Source organism: Kitasatospora sp. NBC_00315, from assembly GCF_041435095.1.
Lineage (GTDB): Bacteria > Actinomycetota > Actinomycetes > Streptomycetales > Streptomycetaceae > Kitasatospora.
This window is the reverse complement of record NZ_CP108025.1, coordinates 5,685,803-5,708,271: the sequence shown is the minus strand read 5'-3', so window position 1 is coordinate 5,708,271 and position 22,469 is coordinate 5,685,803. Positions and strand designations below refer to the sequence as shown.

At 73.3% G+C, this 22,469-nt stretch carries 21 protein-coding genes; 13 read left to right on the top strand and 8 right to left on the bottom strand.

The window, feature by feature from the left end:
• The first annotated feature begins 47 nt into the window (after window positions 1-47).
• Together OG823_RS23765 and OG823_RS23760 are read left to right on the top strand one after the other, a co-directional pair.
• Window positions 48-866, top strand: coding sequence for a Scr1 family TA system antitoxin-like transcriptional regulator (locus tag OG823_RS23765; protein ID WP_371481649.1), 819 nt, complete (start codon window positions 48-50; stop codon window positions 864-866).
• Window positions 863-1,078, top strand: a complete 216-nt coding sequence (locus OG823_RS23760; protein ID WP_371481647.1) for a DUF397 domain-containing protein — start codon at window positions 863-865, stop codon at window positions 1,076-1,078. The genes OG823_RS23765 and OG823_RS23760 overlap by 4 nt, the downstream gene beginning before the upstream one ends.
• Window positions 1,079-1,158: 80 nt before the next feature.
• Here the strand turns inward: OG823_RS23760 and OG823_RS23755 are convergent, their stop codons facing one another.
• The gene (locus tag OG823_RS23755) at window positions 1,159-1,797 is read right to left on the bottom strand and encodes a TetR/AcrR family transcriptional regulator (protein ID WP_371481646.1); all 639 of its coding nucleotides are present in this window, start codon (window positions 1,795-1,797) and stop codon (window positions 1,159-1,161) included.
• A gap of 49 nt (window positions 1,798-1,846) precedes the next feature.
• Between OG823_RS23755 and OG823_RS23750 the strand changes: the two genes are divergently transcribed.
• Window positions 1,847-2,095, top strand: a complete 249-nt coding sequence (locus tag OG823_RS23750; RefSeq protein WP_371481644.1) for a hypothetical protein — start codon at window positions 1,847-1,849, stop codon at window positions 2,093-2,095.
• A complete protein-coding gene (locus tag OG823_RS23745; RefSeq protein ID WP_371481643.1) occupies window positions 2,088-3,566 on the top strand; it encodes an MFS transporter in 1,479 nt (492 codons plus the stop codon). Before OG823_RS23750 ends, OG823_RS23745 begins: the two co-directional genes overlap by 8 nt.
• A 109-nt stretch (window positions 3,567-3,675) precedes the next feature.
• Here OG823_RS23745 and OG823_RS23740 read toward each other — a convergent pair whose 3' ends face one another.
• Entirely contained in the window at window positions 3,676-4,536 is an 861-nt protein-coding gene (locus OG823_RS23740) for a helix-turn-helix transcriptional regulator (protein WP_371481642.1), read from the bottom strand.
• 102 nt (window positions 4,537-4,638) lie between these two features.
• On the opposite strand from OG823_RS23740, the gene OG823_RS23735 reads away from it, so the two are divergent.
• The 5 genes from OG823_RS23735 (at window position 4,639) to OG823_RS23715 (ending at window position 11,026) form a co-directional block, all read left to right on the top strand.
• Complete coding sequence (locus OG823_RS23735; protein WP_371481641.1) at window positions 4,639-6,123, top strand: MFS transporter; 1,485 nt, start codon at window positions 4,639-4,641, stop codon at window positions 6,121-6,123.
• 229 nt (window positions 6,124-6,352) lie between these two features.
• On the top strand, window positions 6,353-7,528 hold the full coding sequence (locus OG823_RS23730) for a serine hydrolase domain-containing protein (RefSeq protein ID WP_371484633.1): 1,176 nt from the start codon (window positions 6,353-6,355) through the stop codon (window positions 7,526-7,528).
• A 182-nt stretch (window positions 7,529-7,710) separates the two neighbouring features.
• On the top strand, window positions 7,711-8,325 hold the full coding sequence (locus OG823_RS23725; RefSeq protein WP_371481640.1) for an NADAR family protein: 615 nt from the start codon (window positions 7,711-7,713) through the stop codon (window positions 8,323-8,325).
• Window positions 8,326-8,336: 11 nt separating this feature from the next.
• Window positions 8,337-9,557 (top strand): hypothetical protein, encoded by a 1,221-nt coding sequence (locus tag OG823_RS23720; protein WP_371481638.1) that lies wholly within the window; start codon window positions 8,337-8,339, stop codon window positions 9,555-9,557.
• A 95-nt stretch (window positions 9,558-9,652) separates the two neighbouring features.
• Window positions 9,653-11,026, top strand: coding sequence for a hypothetical protein (locus OG823_RS23715; RefSeq protein WP_371481637.1), 1,374 nt, complete (start codon window positions 9,653-9,655; stop codon window positions 11,024-11,026).
• 94 nt (window positions 11,027-11,120) lie between these two features.
• Here the strand turns inward: OG823_RS23715 and OG823_RS23710 are convergent, their stop codons facing one another.
• Together OG823_RS23710 and OG823_RS23705 are read right to left on the bottom strand one after the other, a co-directional pair.
• A complete protein-coding gene (locus tag OG823_RS23710; protein WP_371481635.1) occupies window positions 11,121-12,719 on the bottom strand; it encodes a hypothetical protein in 1,599 nt (532 codons plus the stop codon).
• Between the two features lie 160 nt (window positions 12,720-12,879).
• A complete protein-coding gene (locus tag OG823_RS23705) occupies window positions 12,880-14,262 on the bottom strand; it encodes a glycine--tRNA ligase (RefSeq protein WP_371481634.1) in 1,383 nt (460 codons plus the stop codon).
• Window positions 14,263-14,502: 240 nt separating this feature from the next.
• Here OG823_RS23705 and OG823_RS23700 point away from each other — a divergent pair, with 240 nt between their 5' ends.
• The 4 genes from OG823_RS23700 to OG823_RS23685 are packed head-to-tail and all read left to right on the top strand — an operon-like array spanning window position 14,503 to window position 17,664.
• Window positions 14,503-15,465, top strand: a complete 963-nt coding sequence (locus tag OG823_RS23700; RefSeq protein ID WP_371481632.1) for a metal ABC transporter substrate-binding protein — start codon at window positions 14,503-14,505, stop codon at window positions 15,463-15,465.
• A 14-nt stretch (window positions 15,466-15,479) separates the two neighbouring features.
• Window positions 15,480-16,286, top strand: coding sequence for a metal ABC transporter ATP-binding protein (locus tag OG823_RS23695; protein ID WP_371481631.1), 807 nt, complete (start codon window positions 15,480-15,482; stop codon window positions 16,284-16,286).
• Window positions 16,283-17,218 carry a metal ABC transporter permease gene (locus OG823_RS23690; RefSeq protein ID WP_371481629.1) on the top strand — a complete coding sequence of 312 codons (936 nt, stop codon included), beginning with the start codon at window positions 16,283-16,285 and terminating at the stop codon, window positions 17,216-17,218. The genes OG823_RS23695 and OG823_RS23690 overlap by 4 nt, the downstream gene beginning before the upstream one ends.
• A 35-nt stretch (window positions 17,219-17,253) precedes the next feature.
• Window positions 17,254-17,664: a Fur family transcriptional regulator gene (locus OG823_RS23685; RefSeq protein WP_371481627.1), complete on the top strand. Its 411-nt coding sequence runs from the start codon at window positions 17,254-17,256 to the stop codon at window positions 17,662-17,664.
• Between the two features lie 101 nt (window positions 17,665-17,765).
• Here OG823_RS23685 and OG823_RS23680 read toward each other — a convergent pair whose 3' ends face one another.
• The 4 genes from OG823_RS23680 to leuA form a co-directional block, all read right to left on the bottom strand.
• Window positions 17,766-18,614, bottom strand: a complete 849-nt coding sequence (locus OG823_RS23680; protein ID WP_371481626.1) for an isoprenyl transferase — start codon at window positions 18,612-18,614, stop codon at window positions 17,766-17,768.
• Between the two features lie 2 nt (window positions 18,615-18,616).
• Entirely contained in the window at window positions 18,617-19,363 is a 747-nt protein-coding gene (gene recO / locus OG823_RS23675; RefSeq protein ID WP_371481624.1) for a DNA repair protein RecO, read from the bottom strand.
• Window positions 19,364-19,640: 277 nt separating this feature from the next.
• The gene (locus tag OG823_RS23670; RefSeq protein ID WP_371481622.1) at window positions 19,641-20,150 is read right to left on the bottom strand and encodes a TerB family tellurite resistance protein; all 510 of its coding nucleotides are present in this window, start codon (window positions 20,148-20,150) and stop codon (window positions 19,641-19,643) included.
• A gap of 509 nt (window positions 20,151-20,659) precedes the next feature.
• The gene (gene leuA, locus OG823_RS23665; RefSeq protein ID WP_371481620.1) at window positions 20,660-22,456 is read right to left on the bottom strand and encodes a 2-isopropylmalate synthase; all 1,797 of its coding nucleotides are present in this window, start codon (window positions 22,454-22,456) and stop codon (window positions 20,660-20,662) included.
• Window positions 22,457-22,469 lie beyond the last annotated feature (13 nt).

Sequence of the window (22,469 nt, the reverse complement as noted above, 5' to 3'; positions counted from 1 at the left end):
GGATGCGGCGTTGACTTCCCTGAATGTCAATGGATTTGGAGCCGTCCATGGCATATGCCGAAACACTTGACCCCTCTTCATCCGTACTCGCGTTCTACGCGACGGATCTGCGGAGGCGCCGCGAGGCGGCGGGCCTGACACAACGTGCGCTGGCGGGGCAGGCGCACATGGCGCCGTCGCTCCTCAACAAGATCGAGGCGGGACGGCGGCTGCCGACGAAGGACCTGTCCGAGGTGGCGGACGCGGTCTTCGAGACCGTGGACCACTTCCAGCGACTGTGGCCACTGGTCATCAAGTACGCCTACCCGACCTGGTTCCGGCCGTACGTGGACCTGGAGGAGGCGGCCTCGGTCATCCGGTCGTACGAAGTGCAGGTAGTGCCGGGACTTCTCCAGACCGAGGATTACGCGCGGGCCATTCTGGCCGCCAGGCGGCTGGACAGGGAAACGGTCGAGGAGCAGGTAGCCGCCCGACTGCAGCGCCAGCACATCCTGGACGGAAAGAACGCACCCGAACTCTGGATCGTCCTCGACGAGAACGTGCTGCGCCGGCGCCCCAGCGGCACGGCCATGATGCGGGCCCAGCTGGAAAGCCTGGTCGCGGCAGCGGACCGACCCCGGACGGTCATCCAGGTGATCCCGCTCAGCGCCGGCGTTCACGCCGGCGTCGGTGGCCCGTTCGCCACCCTCACCCTCGACGAGGGCCCGAGTGTCGTCTATGTGGACGGGTTTCTGCAGGGTCAGATCCTGGCCGATCCCGCCCAGCTGAAGGCCGCCGGGCGCGCCTATGATCTCCTCACGGCCGTTGCCCTGCCGCCCGATGCGTCGGTCGACCTGATCGCCGCCACCGCAAAGGAGCTGACATGACCAGCAACGCGACCACTCTCCCGGTCACTTGGCACAAGAGCAGCCACAGCAGCGACAACGGCGGCAACTGCATCGAGGTCGGCTCCGGCATCCCCGGCGTCCTCCCCGTCCGCGACTCCAAGAACCCCACCGGCCCCGCCCTCCTCTTCCCCGCCGCCGCCTGGCAGACCTTCGTCACCGCCACCGCCACCGGCGAGTTCGGCGCCGCCTGAGCCACGCCGTGGGCGAGCGGGCACTGCGCCGCCGCCCGATCCGTCCACGCCGGGCGATGCGCGGCGTGCCGCAGCACCGACTACCCGGCCGACGCCTCCCGGCCCCCGCGGTCGGGGGCGACCCCGCTGCGCAGGGCGACGAACAGCCGCTCGAAGCGCGCACGGTGGTCGTCCAGCAGGGCGCTCGGCGACTCTCCGGCGATGAGGCGACCCGCCGTCTCCACCAGCACGGCCCGGTAGCCCGCGACGAAGAAGGCGGCCAGCAACGTCCGGTCGCCCTCGAAGGTCGGGTCGCGTTCGAGCTCCTCGGCCAGGATCCGCTGAAGGTCGGAGGCGATCTCCCTCGCGCGCGCGACCAGCGCGGGCGAGGCCGCGACCGTCCGGAGGAAGGGGATGGACCGGGCGTCGACGCCGGAGAGCGGGTGACGGGCGTCGACGAGGCGCAGGGTCGTCTCGCGCAGTGAGGCCGGCACGTCGACACCCGGAGCGCGGTCGCGCACGGCCGACCGCAGGAGTTCCACGGCGTCGACCTCGCGGTCCAGGAAGAGGTCCTCCTTGCGCGGGAAGTGCTTGAAGACCGTCACGCTCGACACCCCGGCCTCCCGCGCGACCTCGGCGACCGTGACCGCGTCGAACCCGCGCTCAAGGAACAACCGCCTGGCGACGTCCAGGATCCTCGCACGCGTCTGCGGCCCGCCGCGCTCTCCCGTCCTGGGCATCCGATCCCACTTTCTTGTGTAACTAAACTTAGTGACATAACCTAGTGGCATGTCCTCCGAACAGACCATGGTCATTGTCAACGAGGCGGCTCCCACCGGACTACTCGCCACCGCACGACCGGCCCCGGCCGCCACCCGGGGCGACGCGGTCGAACGGCCGGAACGCCTCGCGCCGCGGCGACCCAGGGCCCGCAGGGCGGCGGCGCGACGCGGCACCGCCGGGACGCGCGCCGTGACGCGGCCGTCCGAGCGCGGCCACCGCCGGGAGCACCACCCGAAGGGAGCTCCCGATGCGTGAGGAAACCGCACCGCCGCGCTCCCCCCGATCGCTGCGGGAGGCGTGGGTGGCCCTGGCGGGACTGTCCGCGGTGTTTCTCTTCGAGATGCTGGACAACTCGATCCTGAACGTCGCACTGCCCACGATCGGCCGCGAACTGCACGCTTCGACAACGGCGTTGCAGTGGATGACGGGCGCGTACTCGGTCGTGTTCGGCGGGCTCATGCTGGCGTTCGGCGCGATCTCCGACCGGTTCGGCCGCCGACGGATCATGCTCGTCGGGCTGATCCTGCTCGGCGTGGCGAGCCTGGCGACCGCCTTCGTCACCAGCGCGGAACAGCTGATCGCGGTCCGGGTGGCGATGGGGGTCGCCGCCGCGATGACCACGCCGGGATCGATGGCGCTGGCCTTCCGGCTGTTCGACGAGGACGGCCTGCGCATCCGCGCGACGACCCTCATCACGACCGTGGGCCTGGTCGGGCTCGCGATCGGCCCGACCGTGGGCGGCCTCGTGCTCGCGATCGCGCCGTGGCAGGTGCTGCTGCTGGCGAACGTGCCGATCGCCGTGCTCGCGGCGATCGGTGTGCGGTTCGGCATCGCGGCGGACGTCGCGGCCGATCTTCACCGCGATCCGGTGGACATCGCGGGGGCGGTGCTGGGCACGGCGACGATCGTGCTCGCACTCGTCGTGCCGACGCTGTTCGTGGACGAGGGCGCCGGAGCGTGGATCCCGTGGGCGGCCACCGCGGCGGCCCTCGTGGCGGCGGTGCTCTTCGTGCTCCGCGAGCGTTCGGCGCGCTACCCGCTCCTCGACCTCGGGCTCGTCGCTCACCCCCGGGTGTCCAGCGGCCTGGCGTTCAAGGCCGCCGCCGGGCTGGCCACCGCCGGGCTCGGCTACCTGGTGACGCTGCAGCTCCAGCTCGACTGGGGCTGGCCGCCCGCGCTCGCCGCCGTCGGCATGCTGCCGCAGGTCGTCGTCCTCGTCGCAGCCGGGCCATTGATCGGTCCGTTCGTGAAGAGGGTCGGCCTGGACCGGGCCGCGTGGCTCAGTGCGGCTGCGGTCGTGTGCGGGCTCGCCGTCTACAGCCTGCTCGGCGGCTTCGGCTACGGGTGGGTCGCGGTCGCGCTCGTGCTCGTGGCCGCCGGAATGCGGGTGGTCGGCGTCGTCGCGGGGGTCAACGTGCTCCGCGGCCTGCCGAAGAACCGGACCACGATCGGCGCGGCCCTCGTCGACACCGCGACCGAGGTCACCTCCGGCATCGGCATCGCCGTCACCGGCACCGTCCTCGCGGCCCTGTTCACCGGCGACATCGCCACGTCGCACTGGAGCGCGCAGCAGACCGCGCAGTTCCAGCAGGCGGTCACGATCGCGGGCCTCACGCTCACCGGAGCGGCCGCCGCGCTCGTCGGCCACGGGATCCTGCGCACGCGGCGCCTCGCGGACGACCCGGCCGCCACACCCGTCGGCGCGGCGCTCCCCGCCGAGGTCTGACGCCCCGCCACGGCCCCCCTGCGAGCGGACCCGCGTGGACACGACCCCTACCGCCGGAAGGAGTTCGGGCTGCGACCCGGCGGCGGACGGAGCCGGCGGCCCGACGCGGTCACCGCTCCGCGAGCAGCTCCAGCCGGGCCCGGGTCTCCTGGCAGCGGGGGGTGTAGACGACCATCCGGGCGCCCGGGCGCGGCCCCAGCCACAGGCTGGTGTAGTCGCAGCTGAGCAGGCCCACCCCGGGGACCTGGAAGCGCTTGATGCCACTGCCGGGCCGCTCCACCTCGTGGCGCTCCCAGGAGGCCGCGAAGTCCGGTGAGACCTGGCCGAGTCGGGCCACCAGGGTCTTCCAGACCGGCTCCGCGCCGTGGTCGGCCATCGCGGAGCGGAACCGCGCGACCATGCCCTCGCGCTCGGTCTCCACGTCCACCAGCACGTCGTGGAAGCGGGATTCGGTGAAGGCCAGCCACATCAGGTTGCGGTCCTCGAACGGCAGCGCCTCCAGGTCGCCCACCAGATGACCGTACGCGCGATTGTGCGCCAGCACGTCGTAGCGGCTGTTGAGGACGGCGGCGGGCAGCGGGCCCATCTGGTCGAGCATCGCGCGGAAGGCGGGGTTCACCGTCGGGCAGTCGAGCACCGGTGACGGGTCGTCCGCCTGGGCGAGGGCGAAGAGGTGGGCCCGCTCACTGGGGTCGAGCATCAGCGAGCGGGCGACCGCGTCCAGCACCTGGGCGGACACCTGGATGTCGCGGCCCTGCTCCAGCCAGGTGTACCAGGTGACGCCGACGGCGGCGAGCTGCGCGACCTCCTCGCGGCGCAGGCCCGGGGTCCGCCGACGGCCCGTGGCGGGCAGGCCGACCTGCTCGGGTGAGATCCGCTCGCGGCGGCTGCGCAGGAAGGCGGCGAGGTCGTGGCGACGGGAGTCGGCCGCGCTGCCGGAGGTCCTGCCGGTCGTGGTGCTCAGGCTCATGGCACCAAGCATGCGCCTGAACGCAGCCGGTTGCCAGGTACTTCTCATACCTGGATAACCACACTCTGGTACCAGGCTAACGCGAAGCCCATCGTGGTACCCGTGACCCAGCAACTCGAAGCCGTCCAGGCCACCGCCGCCCCGCTCCTCGGGCCCACCGCCACCCCCGGTGCCGGCCCCGCAGCCCTGCCCGCACCCGCGTCCGCGACCACCCTCGGCACGGCGGGCCTCGTCACCGTCCTGCTCGGCGCGTTCCTGCCGATGCTCGACTTCTTCATCGTCAACGTCGCGCTGCCCACCATCGACCGCGACCTCGCGGCCGGCCCCGCCGTCCTGGAGCTGGTCGCCGCCGGGTACGGCATCGCCTTCGCGGTGCTGCTCGTCCTCGGTGGGCGGCTCGGGGACATCTTCGGCCGCCGCCGGCTGTTCGTCGTCGGCGCCGCCACCTTCGCCCTGACCTCGCTCGCCTGCGGCCTCGCCCCCGGCGCCTGGACCCTGGTCGCCGCCCGCGCGGCCCAGGGCGCCTCGGCCGCGCTGCTGATCCCCCAGGTGCTCGGCACCATCACCGCCGCCACCGGCGGCGCCCGCCGGGCGCGGGCCCTGAGCGTCTACGGCGCGGTCGGCGGACTCTCGGTGGTGATCGGACAGGTGCTCGGCGGCATGTTGGTCGCCGCCGACCTCTTCGGCACCGGCTGGCGCTCGGTCTTCCTCCTCAACGTCCCGTTCGCGCTGGTCACCCTGGTGCTCGCGGTCCGGTACGTGCCGGAGAGCCGCGCCCCGCAGGCCGCCCGGGTCGACGTGCCCGGCACCGCCCTGCTGACCGCCTCCCTGCTGGCGCTGCTGGTCCCGCTGATGGAGGGCCGCGCGGCGGGCTGGCCGCTCTGGACCTGGCTGCTGCTCGCCCTGTTCCCCTTCCTGGTGGCCGCGTTCGTCGCCGTCGAGCGGCGCTCCGAGCGCACCGGCGGGATGCCGCTGGTGCCGCCGTCGCTGCTGCGCATCCCCGAGATGCGGCGCGGACTCGGCATCGCGGTGCCGTACTTCGCCGGGTTCGGCGGCTTCATGTTCGTGGTCGCCGTCGCCCTCCAGCAGGGGCTGCACCTGGGGCCGGTCGCGGCCGGCTGGGCACTCGTCCCGATGGCGGTCGGCTACTTCTGCGCCTCGCTGGCCGGCCCGCGGCTGATCGGCCGCTTCGGCAGCCGGGTGCTCACCGCCGGCGCCGTGGTCCAGGCCCTCGGCCTGGCCGTCCTGGCCGCGACCGTGCTCACCGACTGGACGCACTTCTCGCCGCTGCGGATGGCCCCCGGGGTCGCGCTGGCCGGCATCGGCCAGGGCCTGATCGGCACTCCGCTCTTCCGGGTGGTGCTCTCCAAGATCCCGGCGGACCGGGCCGGTGTCGGCAGCGGGGTCCTGGCGACCGGCCAGCAGTCCAGCCTGGCGCTGGGCGTGGCCACCCTGGGCACGCTCTACCTCGCCCTCTCCCCCGTCCTCGGCATGGCGCACGCGCTGGCGCTGGTCCTCGGCGTCCAGCTGCTGGGCTCGTTCACCATCCTGGCCCTGAGCCTGCGACTGCCGCGCGCGGTGGGGTGAGCTGCGGGCCGCCGAGCCGGTGCGGCGGGAGCGCCGCGCCACCCCGGGCGGCCGCCTCGGGCCGGAAGGGGCCGGGGCCGACGCGGTACGCGGGTGGCTCCGAACGAGTGGACTCGCCGGAGCTCGTACCGGACGGACGCCCCGGCGGGGGGGCCGGGTGGTGACGTTGCCGTCCGAGCCCCCGATCCGAAAGAGGCGCCCCGACGTGAGCCGTATCCTCTCCCGCCGTATGTTCGCCGCGACGCTGCTCGCGGCGTCCGTGCCGGCCGTGATCGCGGCCACCCCGGCCGCGGCCGCCCGGGCGCTCGCCACCGGTCCGTACGAGGAGGACGAGTGCCCACCGGACGGCCTCGACCCCGAGCTGACGGCCCGGCTGGACCAGGCCGTCGAGGACATCCGCCGGCAGGCCGGCATCCCGGGTGTCATCACCGGGCTCTGGCTGCCGGGCAGGGGGAGCTACGTGCGCGCGACCGGTGTCGCCGACACCGCCACCGGCGCGCCGATGACCACCGACCTCCTCATGCGGATCGGCAGCGAGACCAAGACCTTCACGGTCACCGCGCTGCTCCAGCTCGTCGACGAACGTCGGATCCGGCTGGACGACCCGATCTCCGCCTACGTCGACGGCGTGCCGTGCGGTGACCGGATCACGCTGCGTCAGCTCGCCGAGATGCGCAGCGGCCTCTTCTCGTACAGCGCGGACCCGGACTTCGCGCAGGCGCTGTTGAGCGACCCGGCCCGCTCGTTCACCCCGAGGGAGCTGCTCGCGTACGGCTTCAGGCACCCGAACACCGCCGAGCCGGGCGAGACGTTCCAGTACTGCAACTCCAACCTCGTCCTGCTCGGCCTGGTGATCGAGAAGGTCGGCGGCCTCGGCCTCGCGGACTTCATCCGTCAGCGGGTGCTGCGCCCGGCCCGGCTGCGCCGCACGCTGTTCCCGAACGGGGCCGGGTACCCCGAGCCGCACGCGCACGGCTACACCGACCAGACGCTGAGCGGCGCGGTCGAGGACGCCACGGACTGGAACCCCAGCTGGGCCTGGGCGGCCGGGGCGATGATCTCCGATCTGCACGACCTGCGTCGCTGGGCGGAGATCGTCGCCACCGGCACGCTGCTCAGCCCGAGGACCCAGGCGGAGCGGCTCAGGGTGCTGCCGACCGGCTTCCCCGGCACCGCCTACGGCCTCGGCATCTTCGAGACCGGCGGATGGATCGGGCACAACGGCTCGCTACCGGGCTACGAGAGCGTGACCGTCCACCTGCCCGTGGAGAAGGCCACCCTGGTGCTCCTGATCAACACCGACATCAGCTACCAGGGCCAGGAGCCGAGCACGCTCCTCGCCCGGGCGATCACCGGGATCGTGACCCCGGACCACGTGTACGACGGCACGGTCCCGGTGAGCTAGCGCACCGGCCGCCGCGCGGGGCGGGGTGGCAGCGGCGGACGGCAGCGGACGGCGGCGGGCTGCGGGCGGGCGGCGGCGGACGGCAGCGGACGGCGGCGGGCTGCGGGCGGCGGACGGCGGACGGCGCCCGGGCTGCGGAAAAGCCCGCGCCCGACTCCAGCCGGCGGTGCGAGGATGCCCCCATGACGACCGCCCGTCCCACCACTCCCACCACGCCCAGCACGGCCACCACTCCCGGCAAGCCCGCTGAAGCCCGTACCCGGGAGGAACTCACCGCCCTGGTGGCAGCCGGCGGGCACCCGAAGTACCTGCTGTTCTGGGGCCACCGGCCGCAGCGCGACGGGCAGGTCGGCCCGGGGGCGCTGAGCCAGTGGTGGCCCTCGCGCTTCGTGGTCGACGGGGTCGAGTACCCGACGGCCGAGCACTGGATGATGGCGGGCAAGGCCCGGATGTTCGGCGACGAGCGGATCGTCCCGCGCATCCTCCGGGCCCGCACCCCCGCCGAGGCCAAGGCGCTCGGGCGGCAGGTGGCGGGCTTCGACGAGGAGCGCTGGGTGGCCGGTCGGTTCGAACTGGTGGTGGCGGGCAGCGTCGCCAAGTTCGGGCAGGACGAGGCGCTGCGGACGTATCTGCTGGGTACCTCGCAGCGGGTGCTGGTGGAGGCCAGCCCGATGGACCGGATCTGGGGCATCGGGCTCGCGGCCGACCACGAGAACGCCGTCCGGCCGGCGCAGTGGCGGGGGCTGAACCTGCTCGGCTTCGCGCTGATGGAGGCCCGTACCCGGCTGAGTGGCTGAGGGGGGCCCGGATGTCGCTCCTGGCCCCGGGCCTGAACGTCACCGTGGTGGTGTCGGCCGTCGCGGCGGTGGTCGCGGCGCCGCGCGTCCTGCGCGGGCCGACGCCCGAACGCCCCGCCGCCGCGGGGGCGTCCGCCCCGCGGGCGACACCCGGGCCCGCCACCGACCGAAGGGTCTTCGGCCCGGGGGCGGCGCTGGCGGCGGTGGTGGCGCTGATCTACCTCAACCAGCTGCTGTTCGCGGTGTACGTCCTGCGGGTGCACGGCGGGGACACCTCCTTCGTCGCCCGCTACCTGCCGCCCGGCTGGTTCGCCACGGCCGACGGCGGCCTCGTCCGACGGCTCGCCGCGCACATGCCCGTGCCCGAACTGCTGGCGCCCTCGGTGCTGCGCGTCCAGGCGTTCCTGGAACTCCCCTTCGTGCTGCTGGCGTTCGCCACCGTGCTGCGCTGGCTGGACGCCGGGCTGTACCGGCGGGTGGCGCGCTCCGCGCTGGTGCCGCTCGCCGCGGCCTCCTACACGGCGGCGTTCTGCCTGGTCGAGTGGGATCTGCGCAACCCGTACACGGTGGACGACATTGCCCTGCGGGTGCTCTCCGCCCTGGTCACCCCGGTGCTGATCCGGGTGCTGGCAGGGCGCGAACGCGGGCCGCTGCGGCCGGTCTCGGCCAGGGGTCTGCTGCTGTTCGGCGTCTCGCTGTGGGCGCTGGGCTCGCTGGTGCTGGTCGTGTACGACACCGCGCTGCTCTACAACCTCTCCCGCCTCGGCGGACGGCTGCCGGACGCGGCCCTGGCGCTGGCGGTACTGGCGGGCGCCCGGTACGCCGCCTCGTACGGCCGGGCCGGGGCGCCCGCCGGGCCGGCCGTGGCCACGGTGGCCGCCGGGCTGGGCCGCGCCCTGGTCCTGTTCCTCGTCCCGGCGCTGGCGATCCGATACGGCGGCTCCTTCGCCGGCCCCGCACTCGCCGCGGGCGCCGGCCTGCTGGTCGTGCTGCGGGCGGCGGCGGGCGCCCGGGGGGAACGGGCCGGCGCAGGAGCCTGGATCGGGCTCGCCGCGGCCCTCCCGGCCGCGGCGGCAGCCGGCTGGGCGGCCGCCCGGTGGACCACCGACGCGTACTACGAGGCCGGCCTGCTCCGCGCCGCAACAGCCTTCCTGCTGACGGTGATCGGCGTCTGCGCACTCGCCGACGCGGGCGCCGACGCGCTCCGAAAACAAGCCGACTCACCGCCGTAACACGACCGCCGTATCGCCCCGCGAGGATGACCGGCAGTCAGGGTGGGGCAGTCGGAGTGGGGCGGTCGGGGTGGAGCAGTAGGGCCCGGGGCGCGGTGGAGAGGTCGGACGACGTGGTGACGGTGCACCAGGAGAACAACCTCCGCCCATCGGTGGAGCAGGACGCCCAGGCGCTGCGGGCGGAGCTCGACGAACTGCTGCGCGCACGGCAGTACGCAACCCAGCGCGAACGGCGGCTGGCCGACGCGGTACGGGACGCGGGCCTGCCGGGCACCGACCACCGGTACGCGCAGCCGCAGGGGCAGCCGGACCCGGAGCTGCTGCGGCGGCTCGACCAGGCGCGGAACCTGCGGGAGGGGCTCGGAGCACGCTGCCTGGAGCTGAGCGAACGCCTGCTGGCCGTCGAGGACGAGCTGCGCCTGCACCAATCCCCCGCGCCCTCGCCGGCGCCCGCGGCCGCCCCCGCGCCCGCGCCCGCCGCCGGGCCCACCCGCAAGCGCCCGACCGGGGCCCGCTTCGGCGGCGTGTACGAGCAGGAGCCCGCCGCGCCGCCCGTCCAGGCGCCCGCTCCGCCGGTGCCCAGCACGCCGCACGTCACGGGCGCGCGGTTCGGCGGCGCCCGAGGCGCCACCGGCACCGGCCCGGACACCCCTCCGCCGGCCGGCCAACCGGACCGGACGGCGACGACGGAGCGCGCGCGGCCACCCGCCCCGCGCCCGCGCACCGCCGCCGAACTCAACGCCCTCGCCGAACGGATCACCGCACTGCACGGACGCGGCTCCGCGCACGAGTCGGCCGCCCTGGTCGCCCAGGGCGCCGTCACCCTCGCCCCGGCGGACGTCGCCCGGCTGGCGGGCCTGCTGCGCTCCGGTGGCCCGGCGGGCGCCGCGGCCTACCTCGCCCGCGCCGTCGCCCACGGCTCGCCCGACCACGCGGCCGCCACCCTCGCCGAGCTGCGGCGGGCCGCTCTGGTCGGCGAGGCCGCGGAGCTGTTCCACGCCCTGTGGGGCTATCCGGCGGCCGCCCTGCCCGAGCTGCTGGCCGCGCTGGAGCGCTGCGGCCAGGGCGCCGACGGGCAGACCCTGCTCTGGGAGTGGGGGTCGGCGCCGCCCGCCGACCTGGCGGCGCTGGCCGACCACCTGCACGCGGCCGGTCGTCCGGCCGACACCCGCACCCTGCTGCACCAGGCCGCCGCCCGGTCGGTCCCGGAGGCGTCCGCCCTGGTCACGGCCCTGGACGGACCACTGGCGGTCGCCCTGCTGCGCGAACTGGTGACGCTGCGCCGGCCCGCCGACCTGGCCCAGGTCGGCGCGGCCCTCGCCACCACCCCGGCCCTGTACGGCGCACTGCTGGCGGCCCTCGGCGAGGCCGAGGAGGGCCGCCGCCGGGACGCCGTGGCCGCCCTGCGCGCGGCCGGCCTGCCGACCGTCCCCGCCGAGCCCACCCGGGCCCGCCGCGGCCGACGCTGACGCCGGCGCGCCACGGCGAAGGCCCCCGCCCGCCGTGACGGCGGGCGGGGGCCTTCGGGGCGTCGAGGTCCTGATGGCGCCGACGGTACTGACGTCAGGCCAGCGGACCGAGATCCCTGGGCGTGCTGACGCCGTCGAAGGTGAGCAGGTGACGGGTGGCGGTGACGGCGTACAGATCCGGCCTTCCGTCGCCGTTGCCGTCACCGGAGCTGCCCAGAACCGGGTAGTCGGCGAGCGGGAAGTTCCCGATCACGGTGCCGGACGCCGGATCGGCCAGGGCGGCGAAGTCCCAGCTGCCGTCCGCGTTGTGGGCGATGGGGTAGCTGCGCAGGGTGCCGGACGCCTTCTCCCGGGACCACAGGGCCAGCGAGCCGTCGGCGGCCTTGCCGGGAGCGATCAGCTCGTAGCCGGTCCAGGAGCCCGCGCCGAGCTTGCGCACCGTCGAGAAGGAGTAGTTCGACGGGTCGGTGAGCAGCCAGAGGTCACCGGCCTCGACCGTCAGCAGCGAGGACTGCTGGTCCTGGCCCAGCGCGCCGAGGGCGACCAGCTGGTCGGTCTTCGACCAGTCGGCCGGGAAGTCGGCCGGGAAGGTCGGCTCCTCGGCAAAGGGGTCGTCGGCCGGGCGCGTCAGCCTGATGCTGCCGGCGGCGAAGGTCCCGTAGTCGCTGTTCCGGTAGAACGAGGGAGCGTAGGTCCCGGGCGCGAACGCGATCAGGTCGTCCATCGGTGCGTGCCACTGGCCCCAGCCCCGGTGGGCGAGCTGGTAGCCCGCCCAGCTCTGCCGGTTCGGCGCGTAGCCGGCCGCGACGGTGGAGGTCGGCCGGGCGCTGGACGCGGCCGCGCTGATGATCTGGAGGTTCCCGGCCGAGTCGGGCAGCGGGATGTCCGGGACTCCGTCTCCGTCGACGTCCCCGGGGACGGCCGGCGGGCTCGGGTTCGACGGCGCGTAGAACGTGTAGCTCGTCGGCCAGGTCACGTTGCCCGCGTTGTCGACAGCGGTGAGGGTGAGGGTGTTGGTGCCCCAGGAGGTCGGCCGGATCGGCACCGTCACGAGTCCGTCGGGACCGGCCAGGACGCTGCCCCGGGCCGTGCAGTCGTTCCCCCGGTCGGGGTACAGGCCGAGGGTGTAGTGGTAGCACGCCACACCCGAGGCCGCGTCCGTCGCCCGGAACGTGAACAGGCCGCTCTGCCCCGCGTACTTCGCCGGAGTGCCGGCGGACGGGAAGTCGGTGGACTCCACGGTGGGCTGCGCGGGGGCCGTGGCGTCGACCCGGAAGCGGCAGGCGTCGGTCGGGCCGTCCGCCTGCACGCCCTTGGCGCGCCAGCTGTACGCGTGGCCGTCCGTCAGCCCGGTCACGGCGACCTGGGCGCTGCCGGCGGAGGTCTGCGCGGTGGCGTCGAACACCTTGGTGTGGGCGGAGGTGGCGTCGTCGCGGACGGTGAAGCGGACGTCCGGGACGGTCGAGGTGACCGTGAGCGTCGGAGCCGCGGTGTTGATCCATCCGGGCTCGCCCGCGTCGCCGCAGCCGCTGTGCACTCCGGTGGCGGCGAAGCCGGGGCTCGGCAGCGTCCTCGGGCCGCTCACCGGAGCACCGTCCGCCGCGGCGGCGGCCGGTGCGGCGAGCAGTCCGGCGGCCAGCGCGAACGCGGCTGCCGCGGCGAGGCCCGGCAACCCGGTTGCGGTACGACTCATGTGACTCCCCCTTGATGGAAACAGCTGTGCGATCGATCTCGCCGCTCCGGATCATGTCGGAGCACCCCCTGGCGGGACAACGCGTTTTCCGGCGGTGGACCGGCCACGGCGAAGGCCCCCGCCCGCCGTGACGGCGGGCGGGGGCCTTCGGGGCGTGCGGTCAGCAGCCGATCAGACGGGCCGCCAGGTAGGACTTCACCTGGCCGAGCGCGACGCGCTCCTGTGCCATGGTGTCGCGGTCCCGGATGGTGACGGCGTCGTCCTCGAGGGTGTCGAAGTCGACGGTGACGCAGAACGGCGTGCCGATCTCGTCCTGGCGGCGGTAGCGCTTGCCGATCGCGCCGGCGTCGTCGAACTCGACGTTCCACGCGGTGCGCAGGTCGGCGGCGAGGCCGCGGGCCTTCGGCGAGAGGTCGGCGTTGCGCGACAGCGGCAGCACCGCGACCTTGACCGGCGCCAGGCGCGGGTCGAGGCGCATGCCGACGCGCTTCTCCATGACGCCCTTGGCGTTGGGCGCCTCGTCCTCGAAGTACGCGTCGAGCAGGAAGGCCAGCATGGCGCGGTTGAGGCCCGCTGCCGGCTCGATGACGTACGGGAAGTAGCGCTCGCCGGACTCCTGGTCGAAGTACTTGAGGTCCTGGCCGGAGTGCTCGCTGTGCACCGTGAGGTCGTAGTCGGTGCGGTTGGCCACGCCCTCCAGCTCGGAGAACTCGGTGCCGCCGAAGTTGAAGCGGTACTCGATGTCCACCGTGCGCTTGGCGTAGTGCGAGAGCTTCTCCTTCGGGTGCTCGAAGAAGCGCATGTTCTCGGTCTTCATGCCGAGGCCGACGTACCAGTCCCAGCGCTGCTGGAGCCAGTACTCGTGCCACTCCTCGTCCTCACCCGGCTTGACGAAGAACTCCATCTCCATCTGCTCGAACTCGCGGGTGCGGAAGATGAAGTTGCCCGGCGTGATCTCGTTGCGGAAGCTCTTGCCGGTCTGGGCGATGCCGAACGGCGGCTTCTTGCGCGAGGTCTGCTGGACGGCCTTGAAGTTGGTGAAGATGCCCTGCGCGGTCTCCGGGCGCAGGTAGGCCAGGCCGGAGGCCTCCTCGGTGACACCGAGGTGGGTCTTCAGCATGCCCGAGAACTCCTTGGGCGCCGTGAAGGAGCCCTTGTTCCCGCAGTTGGGGCAGTTGAGGTCGGCGAGGCCGTTGGCCGGCAGCTTGCCGTGCTTGGCCTCGTACGCCTCCTCCAGGTGGTCCGCGCGGAACCGCTTGTGGCAGGAGAGGCACTCGGTCAGCGGGTCGTTGAACGTGGCGACGTGACCGGACGCCTCCCACACCTCGCGGGCGAGGATCACCGACGAGTCGAGCCCGACGACGTCCTCCCGCGCGGTGACCATCGAACGCCACCACTGGCGCTTGATGTTCTCCTTGAGCTCCACACCCAGTGGCCCGTAGTCCCAGGCGGCTCGCTGGCCACCGTAGATCTCGCTGCAGGGGTAGACGAAGCCACGGCGCTTGCTCAGGCTGACGATCGTGTCGATCTTGTCGGCGGCCACAGTGCTCTCTTCATAACGACGGCACGGTCAGGGCACGGCTGGTTGCTCGTACCCGAATACCTCAGAGGTTACCGGCCATACGGGTACCGGGTTCAAATCGGTATCGGCCGGGGGGCACCCGGCCGGTGGCCGGTGGATGCCGGGCGGACGACGGGGGCCGCGCGACGCCCGACGGACCCGTCCGATTGACCCGAACGAGTGAGTTGACAATCATTTCCACATAAGATGAGAATGGTTGTCATGACGATGACCCGACGCGCTCCCCGCTCCATAGCCCTGGCCGCCGCCACGGTCGGTGCCCTGGCGCTGTCCGCCTGCGGCGGGAGCAGCAGCGCCGGCGGCTCGGACGGCAGGCTGCACGTCGTCGCGTCCTTCTATCCCCTGGAGTTCCTCGCCGCGCAGATCGGCGGCGAGCACGTGAAGGTCACCGACCTGACGGCGGCGGGCGTCGAGCCGCACGATCTGGAACTCACCGCCAAGCAGGTCGGCTCGCTCCAGAAGGCCGACGCGGTGGTCTATCTCAAGGGTCTGCAGCCCACCGTCGACCAGGCCGTCGCGCAGTCCCACGCGAAGCACGTCGTGGACGCCACCGCCGCGAGCCCGCTGGTCGACCACCACCTGGACGAGGGCACCGAGAGCGCCGACGGCCACCGGCACCCGGAGTCCGGCGGCGACCCGCACGTCTGGCTGGACCCGACCCGTTACGCCGCGATCGCCGCGAGCGTCGGCAGCGAGTTCGCCGCGGCCGACCCCGAGCACGCCGCCGACTACCGCCGCAACACCGACGACCTGGTGAAGAAGCTCGGCGTCCTGGACCAGGAGTTCCAGGACGGCCTGCAGAACACCCGGACCAGGACCTTCGTCACCAGCCACGCCGCTTTCGGCTACCTCGCCGACCACTACGGCCTCACCCAGGTGGCCGTCAACGGGGTCGACCCCGAGGCCGAGCCCACCCCGGCCCGGCTCGCCGAGGTGCAGAAGGCGGCCCGGGACAACGGCGTCACCACGATCTTCTTCGAGGCGCTGGTCAATCCCAAGCTGGCCGGCACCGTCGCCGAGGACCTCGGTCTGAGGACCGCCGTGCTGGACCCGATCGAGGGCATCAAGCCGGAGTCGGCCGGCGGCGCCCCCGGGGCCGACTACCTGACGGTCATGAAGCAGAACCTCACCAACCTGCGGGCCGCGCTCGGCGCCACCAGCTGACAGGACGTCACACCATGCCCCACCAGACCTCCCGCACCGGAGCGGCCGCACCCGCGGCCGTCCGCCTGTCCGACGCCGTCGCCTCGCTCGGCGGACGGCCGGTGCTGCGCGGCATCGACCTCACCGTGCGCCCCGGCGAGGTGGTGGCCCTGCTCGGCGCCAACGGCTCCGGCAAGTCCACCACCGTCAAGACCGTGATCGGCGCCGTCCCGCTGGAGCGCGGCGGCCTGGAGCTGTTCGGCACGCCGTACGCGAAGTTCCGGCACTGGCACCGGATCGGCTACGTCCCGCAGCGCACCACCGCCGCCGGCGGCGTCCCGGCGACCGTCCGCGAGGTGGTCTCCACCGGCCGTCTCCCCCAGCACGGCCTGCTGCCCTTCCGCCGCAGGGACCGTGAGGCCGTGGACCGCGCGCTCGCCGCCGTCGGCATGCTGGACCGCGCCGGCGACGGCGTCGCCGACCTGTCCGGCGGCCAGCAGCAGCGGGTCCTGATCGCCCGCGCCCTGGTCGGCTCCCCCGACCTGCTGATCATGGACGAGCCGATGGCCGGCGTCGACGCCGCCAGCCAGCAGGTGCTGGCCGACACCCTGCGCAGCGAGGTCGCGCGCGGCAGCGCCGTCCTGCTCGTCCTGCACGAACTCGGGCCGCTGGAGCCGCTGATCGACCGCGCCGTCGTCCTGCGCGACGGCTGCGTGGCCCACGACGGCCCGCCGGTTCCCAACACCGGGCTGCACGCGCTGCCCGGACACGACCACGTCCACCCGCACGCCGACGACCACCGGACGCGGGCCGGCCTGACCACCCCGGGGCTGCTGGCATGACCGAGATGCTCTCCTACGACTTCATGCAGCGGGCCCTGCTCGCCGCCGTCCTGGTCGGCGTCACGGCGCCCGCCGTCGGGATCTACCTGGTGCAGCGACGCCAGGCCCTGATGGGCGACGGCATGGGCCACGTGGCGATGACCGGCGTCGGCCTCGGCTTCCTGTTCCAGACCAGCCCGGTCTGGATGGCCGTGCTGGTGTGCGTCCTGGGCGCGGTCGCCATGGAGCTGGTCCGCTCGCGCGGCAACCAGCGCGGCGACATCGCCCTCGCGATGCTCTTCTACGGCGGCATGGCCTGCGGAAAGCTGCTCGTCTCGCTCTCCGCGCAGGCCGGATCCGGAAGCCTGGAGAGCTACCTCTGGGGATCGATCCTCACCGTCGCCCCGGCCGACCTGGCGACCATCGCGATCCTCGGCGCGGTCGTCATCGCCGTCACCGTGGGCCTGCGCCGCCAGCTCTTCGCGATCTGCCAGGACGAGGAGTTCGCCCGGGTCACCGGTCTGCCGGTGCGCTTCCTCAACCTGCTGCTCGCGGTGATGGCCGCCGTGACCGTCACGGTCGCCATGCGGGTGGTCGGGCTGCTGCTGGTGAGTGCCCTGATGGTGGTCCCGGTGGTGGCCGCGCAGCAGCTCACCCGGTCCTTCGCGGCCACCCAGGCCGCCGCCATCGCCCTCGGGGTCGTCGTCTCGCTGGCGGGTGTCACCGGCTCGTACCAGGTGGACGTGCCCTCCGGCCCCGCCATCGTGCTGCTGGCGATCGCCGTCTTCGCGCTCTTCAGCCTGCTCGCGGCCCCGCTCGCCCGGCGCCGCCACCGGGGCGCCGCGGACCACGGCCCGGACGTCTGCGACGTCCAACTGCCCGGCCAGAACGGCCCGGCGCCGAGCGTCCTTTCCCCGACCGACCCGCCCGGTGGAGCGGGCCTGGCACAATGAGGTGCGTCATGCCCCCACCCCCAGGAGGACCCACGGTGACCACCGCAGGCCCGACGCCGCGCGCCCGATCGACCCGGCAGCGAGCCGCCGTCTCGGCGGCCCTGGACGAGATCGAGGACTTCCGCAGCGCCCAGGAACTCCACGACATGCTCAAGCACCGGGGAGACTCGGTCGGCCTGACCACCGTCTACCGCACCCTGCAGTCGCTCGCCGACGCCGGCGAGGTGGACGTGCTGCGCACCGCCGACGGTGAGGCCGTCTACCGCCGCTGCAGCAGCGGGCACCACCACCACCTGGTCTGCCGCCACTGCGGCGCAACCGTCGAGGTGGAGGGCCCCGCCGTCGAGCGCTGGGCGAACGCGGTCGCCGCCGAGCACGGCTTCAGCGAGGTCGCGCACACCCTGGAGATCTTCGGCACCTGCGCGGACTGCGCGAAGAAGGACTGAGCCGCGCCACCGCACCACTCGGCCCCCGTCCGGACGCTCCGGGCGGGGGCGACCGCGTGCCGGACCGGCCGCGCGCGCCTGGCGCCGCGGCCGGCCACGGGTCAGCGCTGCGGGGGCACCTCGGCGGCCGACTGGGCGGCCGGGACGTCGTTCGGCAGGGCGCCGCCGAAGCGGCGGTCGCGGCGGGCGTACTGCTCGCAGGCCCGCCACAGGTCGCGGCGGTCGAAGTCGGGCCACAGCACGTCCTGGAACACCATCTCGGCGTACGCGGACTGCCAGAGCAGGAAGTTGGACGTCCGCTGCTCGCCGCTCGGGCGCAGGAACAGGTCCACGTCCGGCATGTCCGGGTGGTACATGTACTTGGCGACGGTCTTCTCGGTGACCTTCTTCGGGTCGAGCTTCCCGGCCGCCACGTCGGCCGCCATGGCGGCGGCGGCGTCCGCGATCTCGGCCCGGCCACCGTAGTTGACGCACATGTAGAGCGTCACGGCGTCGTTGTCCTTGGTCTGCTCCTCGGCGACCTGGAGTTCCTGGACCACGCTCTTCCAGAGCTTGGGCATCCGGCCGGCCCAGCGCACCCGCACGCCCATCGCGTCCATCTCGTCGCGGCGGCGGTGGATGACGTCCCGGTTGAAGTTCATCAGGAACTTCACCTCCTCGGGGGACCTCTTCCAGTTCTCGGTCGAGAAGGCGTAGAGCGAGATGTTCTTCACGCCGAGCTCGATCGCGCCCTTGAGCACGTCGAGGACGACGCTCTCGCCGACCTTGTGGCCCTCGGTGCGGGGCAGCCCGCGCTCCTTGGCCCAGCGGCCGTTGCCGTCCATCACGATCGCGACGTGGGCCGGGACCAGCTCACCGGGGATCTTCGGGGGCCGGGCGCCGCTGGGGTGCGGGGTCGGGGGGAGGTACTCCCTCAGCTTGCTGCCGCCGAAGAGCCGTCGCGCTGCCATGCTCACTTCTCCACGTATCTCATCGAGCGGATTCCCCGCTCCAGGTGCCACTGCAGATAGGCCGCAACCAGGCCGCTGCCCTCCCGCCAGTACCGCGGTTCGCAGGCGTCGGCCGTCTGCCAGTCCCCTGACAGCAGCGAGCCGAGCAGTACCAGTGTCTCAGGGGAGGGTACGGCACAACCCGGGACCCGGCAGTCCCCGCAGAGCACACCACCGGCCTGCAGGGAGAAGAAACGGTTCGGCCCCTCCAGCCCGCACTTGGCGCAGTCGGTGAAGCTCGCGCCGTACCCGTTCACCGCGAGCGAGCGCAGCAGGAAGGCGTCCAGCACCAGATGGGACTCGTGGGTGCCGCCCGCCAGCGTACGCAGCGCGCCGACCAGCAGCAGGTACTGCTGCACAGCCGGCTCGCCCTCGTTCTCGGCGAATCGTTCCGCCGTCTCCAGCATGGCCGTGCCGGCGGTGTAGCGGCCGTAGTCGGCGACGATCGGACCGCCGTAGGGCGCGATCGTCTCCACCTGGGTGCAGAGCGGCAGACCCCGGCCGATCAGGTCGCTGCCCCGGCTGAAGAACTGGACGTCGACGTGCGAGAAGGGCTCCAGGCGGGCCCCGAACTTCGACTTGGTCTTGCGCACCCCCCGGGCCACCGCGCGGACCTTGCCGTGCTGGCGGGTGAGCAGGGTGATGATCCGGTCGGCCTCACCGAGCTTCTGCGCCCGCAGCACGACACCGTCGTCCCGGAACAGGCTCATGCCGACGCCTCGCGGGGGGTGCGGGCGGGGCGGCGCGGGGCGGGCGTCCGTGAAGGCATCCCCCCATTCTCGCGCATGCGCGGCGCGGACCGGGCCGGACCGGCGAACGCGGACCCGCACCGGGTCCATGGGGGGATGGCCACCGGTGCGGGTCGTGGCGGGCCCGGAGGGGGGACACCGGGCCCGGCTCGTGGGCGGGACGCGGACGGGTGGGTGCGCGGGAGTGGGTGCGCGGGAGTGGGTGCGCGGGGCACCCGGGGAGAGCGCCGGCTCGCGGTCAGTGCGCGGCGCGGGTGGCGGCTTCGAGCAGCGTGCCGACCTGCTCCTCGCCGAGGCCCAGACACCGACCGACGACGGCCAGCGCCTCGCGCTCCTGCGGCAGGTAGCGGCCGTCGGAGAGGGCGATCCAGGCGCCCTGGAGCAGCAGCCGCTCGCGTCCCTGCTGGGCCAGGTGCGGAGTGAGGGGTTCGAGGGCCGCGTGGACCTCGACGGTGAGCGCCTCGGCCGGGCGGTGCGCCTCCTGGAGCTCGTCGCCGAGACCGGACAGGGCGGCCAGCGCCGCCAGCACCTGGGCCTCGCCGCAGTCCTCGAAGCCGGCGTCCCGCACCACCGTGCAGGCGGCCTCGCGGGCCGCCCGGCTGCCGGTGCCGCCGGCCGCGAGCAGCGCGAGGGCGACGGTGTACTGGGCGTCGCGCAGCATGCCGGAGAGTCGGACACTGGTGAGCTGCTCCAGGCTCCGCACGCCGTACCGGCCGTGGCAGGACGTGCACTGCACGCTGCCGATCACCGGGCCGACCGGGAGGAGTGGCGTACCGAGAACCCGCAGCCACCGCCGGCCGTGCTGCCGGCGGTAGTTGCGGTCCCCGCCGCACCCTGGGCAGAAGAAGTCACCGAGAACGTCAGTCCGCCAGCGAGGACGGACACCCCACAACCCTGTCACGGCGCCACTCCCCAGACATGGCAGGCGGCCTGCACAACAATGGGCAGGTCACGCGACCGGACCCGTGGCCGTCCCACCGACCCCGGATTTCCGGTGGGTCGATGTTGCCACGGTTACCGGCACGTGTCAGTACCCCGAACGGCTCGGGACGCAGAAAAATGTGGCGCAGGACACAGCGCCTCACCCGCCCGCCCCCGGGGCGGCCCGAGAGGATCGGCACGCCGGACGGTCCGGCGGCGGCGGGCCGCCGCCCACGGGGCGGGCCGGGTCACCGCCCACGGGGCCGGGCGGCCCGGCCGGACATGCGAGTGGGCCGCCCCCGGGGGCGGCCCACTCGGCCGGTCGAGACGTACGGGTTAGCCGCGCTGCGCCCGGTTGACGGCGCTGATCATCGCCTTCAGCGAGGCCAGCACGGTGTTGCTGTCGATCCCGACGCCCCACAGCACCTTGCCGTCGACGGCGCACTCGACGTACGCGGCGGCCTGGGCGTCGCCGCCCTCGCTCAGCGCGTGCTCGGCGTAGTCCAGGACGCGTACGTCGATGCCGATGCCGGCCAGCGCGTCACCGAAGGCGGAGACCGGGCCGTTGCCGGTGCCGGTCAGCGCGGTCTCGACGCCGTCGACCACGGCCTGGGTGGTCAGCGCGTCGCGGCCGTCCTCGGTGGTCAGGCTGCGGGAGCCGCTCAGCGAGATCCGGCCCCACGGGTTGCCGGGGGTGGGCAGGTACTCGTCCTGGAAGACGGCCCAGATCGCGGCGGGGGTGACCTCGCCGCCCTCGGAGTCGGTCTTGGCCTGGATGATCCTGGAGAACTCGATCTGCATCCGGCGCGGCAGGTCCAGCTTGTGGTCGTTCTTCAGGACGTACGCGATGCCGCCCTTGCCCGACTGGCTGTTGACCCGGATGACGGCCTCGTAGCTGCGGCCGACGTCCTTCGGGTCGATCGGCAGGTAGGGAACGCCCCAGGTGTACTCGCCGACCGGTACGCCGGCCGCCGCGGCGTCGGCCTCCAGCGCGTCGAAGCCCTTCTTGATCGCGTCCTGGTGCGAGCCCGAGAAGGAGGTGTAGACCAGGTCACCGGCGTAGGGGTGGCGCTCCGGGACGCCCATCTGGTTGCAGTACTCGGCGGTACGGCGGATCTCGTCGATGTCGGAGAAGTCGATCATCGGGTCGACGCCCTGCGAGAACAGGTTCATCCCGACGTTGACCAGGTCCAGGTTGCCGGTCCGCTCGCCCTGGCCGAACAGGCAGCCCTCGACGCGGTCGGCGCCGGCCATGACGGCCAGCTCGGCGGAGGCCACCCCGGTGCCGCGGTCGTTGTGCGGGTGGGTGGACAGGCAGACGAACTCGCGGCGCGACAGGTTGCGCGACATCCACTCGATCTTGTCGGCGTAGACGTTCGGCGTGGAGCGCTCGACCGTGGTCGGCAGGTTCAGGATGATCTCGCGGCCCTCACCGGGCTGCCAGACGTCCATCACCGCCTCGCAGACCTCCAGGGCGAAGTCCAGCTCGGTGTCGATGAAGATCTCCGGCGAGTACTCGTAGCCCAGGACGGTGTCGTCGCCCAGCAGCTTCTCCGCGTACTCCATCACCAGGCGGGTGCCGTCCACCGCGATGGCCCTGATGTCGTCCTTGCTGCCCTTGAAGACCACCCGGCGGAACAGCGGCGACGTCGCGTTGTACAGGTGCACGGTGGCGCGGGGGGCGCCGACCAGCGACTCCACGGTGCGCTCGATCAGGTCCTCACGGGCCTGGGTCAGCACCGAGATGGTGACGTCCGCGGGGATCGCGCCCTCCTCGACCAGCGAGCGGACGAACTCGAAGTCGGTGGCACCGGAGGACGGGAAGCCGACCTCGATCTCCTTGTAGCCCAGCTTCACCAGCAGGTCGAACATCTTGCGCTTGCGAGCCGGCGACATCGGGTCGATCAGCGCCTGGTTGCCGTCGCGCAGGTCGGTGGAGAGCCAGCGCGGAGCCCGCGTGATCACCTTGCTCGGCCAGGTGCGGTCCGGCAGGTCGATGGTGCCGAAGGGCACGTAGCGCCCGTAGGGCATCCCGGACGGCTTCTGCTGGACGGTGGCCGCGGTGATCGGGGTCGGACGGTCGATGAAGACGCGCCCGGCGGAGTTCGACGTGGCGGAGCTCTGCTCGGTCATGAAGTGACTCTCG